This is a genomic window from Roseofilum sp. SBFL (assembly GCF_017746885.1).
Lineage (GTDB): Bacteria > Cyanobacteriota > Cyanobacteriia > Cyanobacteriales > Desertifilaceae > Roseofilum.
In genome coordinates this window covers 1-10,063 of the sequence record NZ_JAGHZH010000181.1, presented here as the reverse complement: position 1 = coordinate 10,063, position 10,063 = coordinate 1, and the positions used below count along the sequence as shown (strand labels likewise).

The following is a 10,063-nucleotide window of genomic DNA, read 5'->3' as shown; positions in this document are numbered from 1 at the left end:
TTAGATGGGTTGAGTCTGGAGGCTCAAGAGTCAGATTCAATTAGTGAAGAAATGGATCTGGATTTGGGTGAGGATTTAGAATTAGATGGGTTGAGTCTGGAGGCTCAAGAGTCAGATTCAATTAGTGAAGAAATGGATCTGGATTTAATGATTGATAGTGATGAAGACCTGAGTCAAAATACATTGATTCAAGAAATTGATGATTTTGGATTGGGAGAACCATTAAATCCAGATCCACTAGATTTATCATCCAATTTCACAGAAGATGCTGGCTTAGATCTGGATGAACCGGTGGTGGAAGAACCCTCTGAAGGTCTGGATAGTTTAGATTTTTCCTTAGAGATAGAAGAAAATGCACCGGATGACTTGTCTACTCTGTTTTCAGATGAACCAGAGATGTTGGGAGATGAGGAAAGTCTTGACGATCTTAATGAACTAACGTTATTTGAGGAAGATTTAGGCTCGACGGATGAGACATTAGAGAGTTTGGATTTTGGTGATGATGTAAATCCTGTAGATTCATCTTCTCGACAGTGGCAAGAGTTAGAGGCTTTTTTGGGTAAAGAACAGAAGCCGCGTGAAAACATGGAAATCTTTACCCAATTAGAGACATTTTTAGATGAACCAGTGATTTTACCGAGTCCATCTCTACGACAAGAGGTCAGTCATACACCTGCGGAAACTCTGGAAACAACTGAAGGGGACTTTGATGATCTAGAAGATTTGTTAGCGGATGCAGATCAGGCATTAGGGGGTCCACCAACGGCTAATGCGACGACGGCGCGATCGCCGAAAGCAGCCAAACGAGTTGAGCAGAATATGCGGGTTCCCATCAAACAACTCGATAATCTCAGTAACTTAGTTGGGGAATTGGTCGTTAACCGTAATAGTCTAGAACAGAACCAAGAACGACTGCGTCAATGTCTAGATAACTTACTGTATTTGGTACAGCAACTGAGTGATGTAGGGGGTAAAATGCGAGATCTCTACGAGCGAAGTCTTCTAGAATCCGCCTTACTCAGTTCTCGCCATGGCCATCGTTCTGCTTTCTCCCCTGGCAATGGCTTAGGAGATTCCAATCAAAACGATGGTTGGGATCATATTGAAATGGATCGCTTCACTCCCTTCCATACCCTTTCCCAAGAAACCATCGAGCTGATTGTCCGAGTACGGGAATCTTCTTCCGACATCGAGTTTATCGTTGAAGAAAACGATCAAGTCACTCGTCAATTCCGCCAGGTCACCACCCAATTACAAGAAGGGTTAACGCGCACGCGAATGGTTCCCTTTGCACAAACGGCGGACCGTCTACCCGGAGCAGTACGCCGCATTGCTACAGGTTTGAATAAGCAGGCAGAAATTCATATTGAAGGAAAAGATACGTTAATCGACAAAATGATTCAGGAGCAGTTATTCGATCCGATGACTCACCTGATCAATAATGCCATGACCCATGGGATTGAAACCCCCGAGAAGCGTAAGAAATTAGGTAAACCAGGGGTGGGCAAAATTACCGTTAGAGCCTTTCACCAAGGGAACCAAACGGTGATTTCAGTTTCTGATGATGGCGCAGGGATTAATACGGAGCGGGTGAAGTCCAAAGCCCTGGAAAAAGGTTTGATTACACCCAAAGAAGCAGAATCGATGTCCCGCCTGGATATCTATGATTTGCTCTTCCATCCTGGGTTCAGTACAAAGGATAAGGCAGATAATTTTGCTGGTCGAGGCGTGGGGATGGATGTGGTGCGAGTGGCACTGCGAGAAATTCGCGGGGTGATCACAACAGATTCAACAGAAGGACAAGGGACAACCTTTACCATTCGTCTGCCGTTAACCTTGAGTATTTCTAAAGCACTCTGTTGTATTAGTAACCATGCAAGGGTTGCCTTCCCGATGGATGGGGTGGAAGATATGTTAGATGTGCCCAAGGATCGGGTTTACGCCAATAAGGACGGTCTCCATTGCATTAAATGGCGGGATACTGAACTACCGTTCCGACCCCTAGCAGAATTGTTGCAGTATAACCGGACAATTGGCCGAGGACGGGTGTTTGGAGGTTCGGCGGACGATGACATTATCTCGATTGTGATTTTGCGAAGTGCGGGTCAGTATTTGGCGCTTCAGGTGGATCAGGTCTTGGGAGAGCAGGAAATTGTAATCAAGCAGTTAGAGGGGCCCATTCCTAAACCGGTGGGTGTCGCGGGAGCGACGGTACTGGGGGATGGTCGGATTATGCCGATCGCCGATGTGCTGGAGTTAATCGATCTATCCATGGGTCGTTCTCGACGAGATTCTCGCATGTGGGAAGAAGTGGTTCCCCCAGAACCCGAACCCATTGACAAGTCTGAGCCGACGGTGTTAATTGTCGATGATTCAATTACGGTACGCGAGCTGTTATCCATGACATTTGTGAAGTCTGGATATCGGGTGGAACAGGCTCGGAATGGTTTAGATGCTTGGGAGAAATTACGAGCAGGTCTACCTTGTGACATGATTTTCTGTGATATTGAGATGCCGAAACTGAATGGTTTAGAGTTGTTGGAGCGTCTCCAGGGTGATGAGGTTCTGAGGGAAATTCCCATGGCAATGCTCACCTCACGGGGTGCATCTAAGTATCAACAACATGCCGCTTCCTTGGGAGCGAAGGGCTATTTCACGAAGCCTTACTTAGAGGAAGCCCTATTAGAAGCAGCTCAACGGATGCTCAAGGGTGACAACCTCTTAGCGGAAATCTCAGAAGAACAGTCTCAGGAGACGATGGCCGGAACTTAGCCTAAAAGTTAACCATAGTGCAATCTGATGGGATTCAATCTGAGATCTAAATGGGATAAGATAGGGTTGATACACAGACGGTGCAATGGGAGGCTCGACTATGGCAATGATCACCATCTCCAAGCAGGCAATTTCTAAGATGACTTCAGAAGATGTTACCCTGCTTGCGAACCGTTTGGAGAAAGATGAGTATAGTAATGCCTTTGAGGGGTTAAGGGACTGGCATCTATTGCGGGCGATCGCCTTCCAGCGTCCAGAAATGGTAGATATCGTTCAACCCTATCTCTATTTGTTAGATATGGAACCCTATGATGAAGCTTAGACTGCCATAGGATTCCCAGATTGCGAAGGATGTTGTGTATCATCAGATAGCCCATCCTTCTTTTTATTCATTAAGACTATTTTAAAGTATTATTGAAATATTATTAAAATTTGTCCCAATCATCAGCCGGATTGGATCATCATTAACCCCGATCCGGAGGATTCCTCGCTTTTTTTGTTGAACTATTCGCTCTATGACATCTGTAATTTTGCTGTGGTCTCTGGTTTTTATTATTAGTTTAGCCGCGTTAATTAAATCCTCTGACTTTTTCACCGACTCAGCCGAAGTTTTAGGCTTATTTTTTCGATTGCCTTCCTTTATTGTAGGAGTATTATTATTATCCGTTGGCACCTCTCTACCCGAACTCCTCTCTTCTCTCGTTGCCGTTTTCGATAACTCCTCAGAAATTGTCTTCGGTAATGTCTTAGGATCAAATATTGCCAATATTTTTCTCATTGTTGGCGTAGCTGCCGTTTTTAGTAAAGGCTTAATCCTAGAATACGACTTAACCAAAGTTGACTTACCTCTACTGTTAGGCTCTGCCCTACTGCTCATCCTCGCTGTCATTAATGAGCAATTTTCCCATGGTGAAGCCATTTTTTGCATCCTTGGATATATCGTTTACCTCTTCTATACTCTCAGCCATCGTACGGAAGAAGATACGGACAACCCTAATCCTCAAACCTTTCCTATTAAAGAAGCTCTGGTTTTAGTCACCAGTTGTTTTGGGTTATATTTTGGTGCAGTTTTCACCATTGAATCCGTCACCCAAATCTCAGAAACTTTAAACATAGGCAAACATATTATCGCCGTCAGTGCCGTAGCATTAGGGACTTCGTTGCCTGAATTAATCGTCAGTTTAAATGCTGCCCGTAAAGGCAATGCAGAAATGGCATTAGGAAATGTGGTTGGCTCTAATATTTTTAATTCGTTGGTGGTGATGGGTATTCCAGGATTAATTGCGGAATTAGAAATTAACCACGATTTACTGATTATTGGATTACCTTTTTTTGCTGCCGGAACGCTTTTATTTTATACGGTTACCCAAGATAAACATATTACCCAATGGGAAGGATTATTATTTTTTGTCTTTTATGGGTTATTTATCGCTAAGTTCTTTGATTTGGTTTGAGCTGTTGGAGCGCTTTCCTCTGCTTGCAAGGTTTGCGCAATACGGTTAGCGATAAATTGGGAAAAAATCTGATTGCCGAGAAGATTATAATGGCAGCAATCATCGCTATATACGGGTTGAGATTCAGCATCAAAAACCGTTGCTGCATTAAAAAAATTCACCTGATTGTTTTGTAATTGGGTAAGAGCTGCCATTAATACGGGGTAACCTTGTTGCACTCCTTGGGCATAAATTTGTTCGGGATTAATTGCTTGTTGTTGTTCTTGAGGCGTAAACTGGCGTTGAGTGGGATAATATTGATTCGGTTGTAAGAAATGGAAGTATAGTCCATTTTGACTGGCTAGGGTTTGATGCATTAAAATCGAGCTATTGAGCCAGGTTTGGGCAATTTTAGGATAGAGTGTTTCAGCCGTAGTATCTGGATCGGGAGGATTGAGATAAAATAGGCTAAAGGCGTTAGAAGTGGGAGCTAAGACAACGGCTTCTGATGTCTTCTGTTCCTGTTTGCTTAAAAACTGTTGATAGTCTCGACGTAGCAGTTGATAATGGAATTGTTGGCTAATATAACAGAGGGCAAACCAACAGGACTGTTGTCGATTTTGGATTTTGCGAAGAGTAGCGTTATATTCACGGGTTTTAATCGCTATTTCCAGATCTTTGGCAGAGAATTGATGGTTTCCCAGATTAACTAATGCTTTCATCAAGGATGCATTAGGTAGGGATAAATGAACATTTTCGGGATAATTAAGGCTCGATAAAGCGACTTCATTAAAGCCATCAATATTAATCACCATATCGAAGCGTTGCCCCAGGGATAAGAAATAGTTAAAGACTAAGAGTTGCTGGGGTTGTTTATAGCCTCCTTGGGCAAAATTTAAGACAATGATTTCTTTATCGGCAAATTGAGGGAGTTGCTGGAGAGTATTGGTAATAATTTGATACTGTGCTTCCGTGTTGGCGATCGCCAGCGCCACCGATCCGCCAAAAATGCCAATGATGTATTGGCGATCACTCTGTTTCAGTACAGGATAATCTCTTAGCGAACCAAATTGATAATTATTAATGGTCGGCTCTTGGGGCTTAAAATCAGTATAGCCAAAATAAGGATGTAATCTCAAGAGTAAACTTTCATCTAAATTGACTCCCGTATTTCCTGTTTCATGAACTGCCCCATAGGTTTTTTTTGATGCTGGAGAGCGAGTATAAAACAATTGCTGCGTTTTCAGTCCATAAAACCCTAAAGAGAGCAGTTCTAAGGACAGCAAAACACTGCCAATATTAATCAAGATGACTTTAATCCATTTTGGCTCAAACTTAAGCATGATTGCTAGGGACTCGGTGAATTCAGGGTAAGTGCAATTTGACTGGCGACAAAATTGGCAAAAATGTTTCTACCTGTTTGATTATAGTGGCAACAGGTATCAATATAAACTGTATCTTGCTCTCCATCAAAGGCCGTGACTCCACTAAAGAAATATACACCATTGTCTAGTAATTCTTGGCTGGCTTCGATTAAAGCAGGGTAACCCAATTGTACGCCATCAAGATAAGGATTACGCCTATTATTTTCGGGTGCGAATTGCTCTTGTTCTTCAGCACTAAACTGGCGCTCTGTGGAATAATATTGATTGGGCTGTAGGATATGAAAATAGGGAATATTTCGGGATTGGAGAACGGAAGACATGGCTAAAGAAGACTGTATCCAAATCTGGGCCATGGTTTCGTAATCTTGTTCAGTTCCTTGACTTTCCCAGGGTTGGAGATAAATTAACGATTCATCGGGAGTGGCAGATTTTTTACGTTGATCGTCAAAGTCTTCTAGGCGATCGTAATAGTTCTGGATTAAAACAGTTGAGCGTATCTGTTCCCAGAAGTAGCATAACGCTAACACACACTCTTGTTGCCCTTGCAAGCTGTTTTTGAGTTTTTCCTTAATTCCAATCACCTCTAGCATGATTTTCATTTGTTCTGTAGAGAGGTTATTATTGGCTAACTGTACCAGGGGCATGACTTGCAGAGCGCTCGGCATGGAGGGGGCGATTTCTTTCTCGATATTATTGTTGGCGATCGCAACTTCATTAAACCCATCAATGTTAATCACTAAATCCAGCTCTTGCCCTTGGGACAAAAAATAATTCAGCACCAGGAGTTGTTGCGGTTGCTTGTATCCCCCTTGGGAAAAATTTAAGAGGACAATTTCCTTATTAGCAAATTCGGGTAAATTGTTCAGGGTTCGGGCAAGGGTAGGATTTTCAATTTCATTCATGTAATAGAATGTGGCAACAGAGCCGCCAAAAATGCCCACCAGCACCTGATTAGGATTTTGCCGAATGTAGGGATAATTCAGTTGAGAAACTAAACCATAATTGTTGGCATTAAAAACGGACTGAAATTCAAATCCTCCAAAGCCTGTACCCGGTTTAGCAATATAGCCCAAAAAGGGATGTAAAATTTCGGTGATATTCTCTTCTAAGCGAATCCCCTGTTGATCGAGGTTGATAGGATTGTCTTCTGAGTTGTCTGAATTATCCGGCGATCGCCCATAATAGAGTTGCTGATGTTGAGCTGCATAAAAGCCTAAACACACTCCCTCTAGCAAAATGAACATCAAAACCAGATTGATGCCCAGAATTTTAATTACATTGCCCAGAGGAGGCAATTTTTTCAGACTCTTCATCGATCGACTATCATGAACCGTGTTGGAGATATGGCTTCCCTAGGGTTGCCACGACAATATTTTATCTTTCAACGTTATAGTATAGTGGAGTGCCCCAATATTTGGATCGAAGTCAATCCTCATCAGACATAATGTCGGGGTATTTCCATAACCGATTTTCTACTGCGAAGCGCTCTCCCCTCGATAAATCGCATCAGCAACTCGACACACCTCTACCATCTGCGGTAGATCGTGAACTCTCACCATATCTGCACCTCCAGAAATGGCTGCACAACAAGCGGCGGCTGTACCCCAAACCCGTTTTTTCGGGTCAGGTTCGTTTAAAATATGACCGATAAAACTCTTGCGAGATGCACCAATTAACACTGGATAACCCAGTTCTCGCAGTCCGGGAATCTGGCGCAAAATCTGTACATTTTGGTCGTAGGTTTTGGCGAAGCCAATCCCCGGATCGATGATTATTTCCTGAATTCCTGCCTTTAGAGCCTTCTGAATTTTCTCCCCTAAAACCCCAACAATTTCGCCCATTAAATCTTCATAGTTGGTCAACTGTTGCATCGTTTCTGGAGTCCCCCGCATATGCATTAAGATGATCGGGACCCTCAGGTGAGCGACTGTCGCCAACATTTGGCTATCGAAATCTCCGCCTGAAATATCATTCACCCAGTCTGCACCTGCCTCTACCGCAGCCTGAGCGACTTCGGAGCGCGTCGTATCAATAGAAACGGGAATAGTGCCATAGGGTTCCGGTAAATTTCGCAAGCCTTCAATGACTGGGATCGCCCGATTCAACTCCTCATCGAGGGAAATTTGAGGACTACCAGGGCGGGTGGATTGTCCACCAATATCGACCACATCTACTCCACGATCGACTAAATATTGGCTGTGGGCGATCGCCGTTTCTAAACGATTAAATTCCCCCCCATCACTAAAACTATCTGGCGTAACATTCAACACTCCCATAATATAGGTTTTCATCCCCCAATCAAAGGAGCGTCCCCGCACTATCCAAGCCATAATCTTTTTGTCCCGAGCAAACCTAACGTTTTATAGCATTTTTTTATAAAGCAATGCTTAACAAGGGGCTGAGTGCCCCTTGCCTCCCAAGGCGTGATTAATGGCAGGCTTAAAGAGAAATGGTATTAGGGGCTTGGCCAACCAACCCCTACGCCATCAGCAATTCACCCCTGGCATTACTGGTAATTGACAATCCGGGCAAACCCTTTTGCATCCAGACTTGCGCCGCCAACAAGGACACCATCAATTTCCGTTTGGGCCATAGTCTCATCAATATTTTCTGGTTTAACGGAACCTCCATATTGAATCGGCACATCCTGATTCGAGAGCTGAGAACGAATCAAACCAATCACCCGGTTTGCTTCCTGAGAATCACAAGTTTTTCCGGTTCCAATTGCCCAAATTGGCTCATAGGCAATCACCAATTGACTTTGATCGATCCCGATTAAATCGAGGTCCAATTGGGAACTAATATGAGATTCTGTTTCCCCATTCGCTCGTTGTGTTTCCGTTTCTCCCACACAGAGAATGGGGATTAGCCCGTGTTTCTGAGCCGCTTTCAGACGTGCATTAACCGTTTGATCCGTTTCGCCAAAATACTCCCGGCGTTCGCTGTGACCAATGACCACATACTGTATTCCGATCTCCGTCAGCATGGGTCCCGAAATTTCACCGGTATAAGCACCCTGGTCTTCCCAGTGAATATTCTGAGCGCCCAGATCGACACGAGTGTCCCTTAATTTTTCGGCTAGAATCCCTAGATCTGTAAAGGGAACGCACAAAACGACGGTTCGTTGTGCGGGGGTTTGTTCCAATTGAGAGAGAAATGTTTGCACAAACTCTAGGCTCTCGGCCTGGGTTTTGTGCATTTTCCAGTTACCTGCTAAAACTATCTTTCGCACTGATGAAGTAATCCTCAGACTAAGCAATATTCATAAGCTCAAAGGAGCATCGTATCTTGTTTTGGGTGCTTCCGGCAATCGTTATGTCAAATCCCAAAAATCACGCTACACATCAATCCCCGAGTCCCCGTGTCAATCATCTGTCGCAAACATCTAAAGAGTTGATATTACCTGGGGCGATCGCCAATTTTGTATAGAATTGTAAAGGAATTAGATCGTTGGAGAATCACAACCCTTATGGCAAACGTTGAAATTTACACCTGGCGCACCTGCCCTTTTTGTCTGCGAGCCAAAGCCCTGTTAGACCGTAAAGGTATTGACTATATTGAGCATTGTATCGATGGAGACGAAGATGCACGGAATAAAATGGTAAAGCGCACGGGCGGACCGCGATCTGTCCCTCAAATCTTTGTTGACGACAAGTATGTGGGCGACTGTAGCGGTATTTACGACCTTGATGCCCAAGGAAAACTTGACCCCATTTTAGCTCTGTAGCAGAGTCTGTAGGGGCGAAAAAATTTTCACCCCTACAGACTCTGCGGCATCTTCCAGAGTCGCCAAGCGGCAAGTGTAGGGTCTTTCTTTTGAGACATTAAACATGATATTTTGACTTATTAATAAATACAAATTTGTAGGCTGGGCTTCATTCGTCACCCCAGCCCACGGATCAATAGCTAAACCCCTTTGCGTTTGCGCGAAGCCATTTTACCTAAGCCAACAAGACCAAGAACCAAAAGACCACCTACTGTAGTGGGTTCAGGAACAACTTCAGTTTGAAAAGTGTATTCAGCAATCGATCCACTGGCATCAGTCACAGTAATTGGCCGGTTGAGCTGTTTGTATAGAGTTTCAATAGAAACTACTCCATTGTTATGAATTTTTGTAAAGAATTTCGGATGAAGGAGGAGCGATCGCCTTCTGTTTCGTTCTAGAGTTTCCTAGAGGCGATCGCTTTACCTTGAGTTATCCTCGTTTGCGAGTAGCCATCTTCCCGAGTCGGACTAAACCCAGTACCGCCATACAGAGATTTACGCTGTGATGGAGAACTCAAGGGGTGACCAGGAGGATCTATTTATTTTAGCGATCGCGATCGTGAAAAATAGCTTAAGGGGTGACAAGGAGGCTAAAAACTAGACTGTATAAGGGATAGAGCCTGTAGCCCTTGGGGAAAAAACCACCGCTTATGAGGTTTGCACTCCATTAATTCTTCAGCTAAAGAAGAGCCACATTGGAAGGAGTAA

General features: G+C 43.8%; 9 protein-coding genes. 4 read left to right on the top strand and 5 right to left on the bottom strand.

What is annotated here, in order from left to right:
• From J7545_RS19745 to J7545_RS19735, 3 genes are all read left to right on the top strand, one after another.
• A partial coding sequence (locus tag J7545_RS19745) for a response regulator (RefSeq protein ID WP_318720046.1) occupies window positions 1-2,772 on the top strand: 2,772 nt, incomplete at its 5' end.
• 100 nt (window positions 2,773-2,872) lie between these two features.
• Window positions 2,873-3,094 (top strand): DUF2555 domain-containing protein, encoded by a 222-nt coding sequence (locus J7545_RS19740; RefSeq protein ID WP_318701238.1) that lies wholly within the window; start codon window positions 2,873-2,875, stop codon window positions 3,092-3,094.
• A gap of 193 nt (window positions 3,095-3,287) precedes the next feature.
• Window positions 3,288-4,226, top strand: a complete 939-nt coding sequence (locus J7545_RS19735) for a calcium/sodium antiporter (protein ID WP_318701237.1) — start codon at window positions 3,288-3,290, stop codon at window positions 4,224-4,226.
• Here the strand turns inward: J7545_RS19735 and J7545_RS19730 are convergent.
• From J7545_RS19730 to tpiA, 4 genes are all read right to left on the bottom strand, one after another.
• Window positions 4,187-5,548 carry a hypothetical protein gene (locus tag J7545_RS19730; RefSeq protein WP_318701236.1) on the bottom strand — a complete coding sequence of 454 codons (1,362 nt, stop codon included), beginning with the start codon at window positions 5,546-5,548 and terminating at the stop codon, window positions 4,187-4,189. The genes J7545_RS19735 and J7545_RS19730 overlap by 40 nt on opposite strands.
• A 5-nt stretch (window positions 5,549-5,553) precedes the next feature.
• On the bottom strand, window positions 5,554-6,903 hold the full coding sequence (locus J7545_RS19725) for a hypothetical protein (protein WP_318701235.1): 1,350 nt from the start codon (window positions 6,901-6,903) through the stop codon (window positions 5,554-5,556).
• 159 nt (window positions 6,904-7,062) lie between these two features.
• Window positions 7,063-7,920 carry a dihydropteroate synthase gene (gene folP / locus J7545_RS19720; protein WP_318701234.1) on the bottom strand — a complete coding sequence of 286 codons (858 nt, stop codon included), beginning with the start codon at window positions 7,918-7,920 and terminating at the stop codon, window positions 7,063-7,065.
• A gap of 176 nt (window positions 7,921-8,096) precedes the next feature.
• A complete protein-coding gene (gene tpiA / locus J7545_RS19715) occupies window positions 8,097-8,822 on the bottom strand; it encodes a triose-phosphate isomerase (RefSeq protein ID WP_318701233.1) in 726 nt (241 codons plus the stop codon).
• 237 nt (window positions 8,823-9,059) lie between these two features.
• Here tpiA and grxC point away from each other — a divergent pair, with 237 nt between their 5' ends.
• Complete coding sequence (gene grxC, locus J7545_RS19710; protein WP_318701232.1) at window positions 9,060-9,317, top strand: glutaredoxin 3; 258 nt, start codon at window positions 9,060-9,062, stop codon at window positions 9,315-9,317.
• A 179-nt stretch (window positions 9,318-9,496) separates the two neighbouring features.
• On the opposite strand, the gene J7545_RS19705 is transcribed toward grxC, so the two are convergent.
• Entirely contained in the window at window positions 9,497-9,637 is a 141-nt protein-coding gene (locus J7545_RS19705; protein ID WP_318720045.1) for a PEP-CTERM sorting domain-containing protein, read from the bottom strand.
• Window positions 9,638-10,063 lie beyond the last annotated feature (426 nt).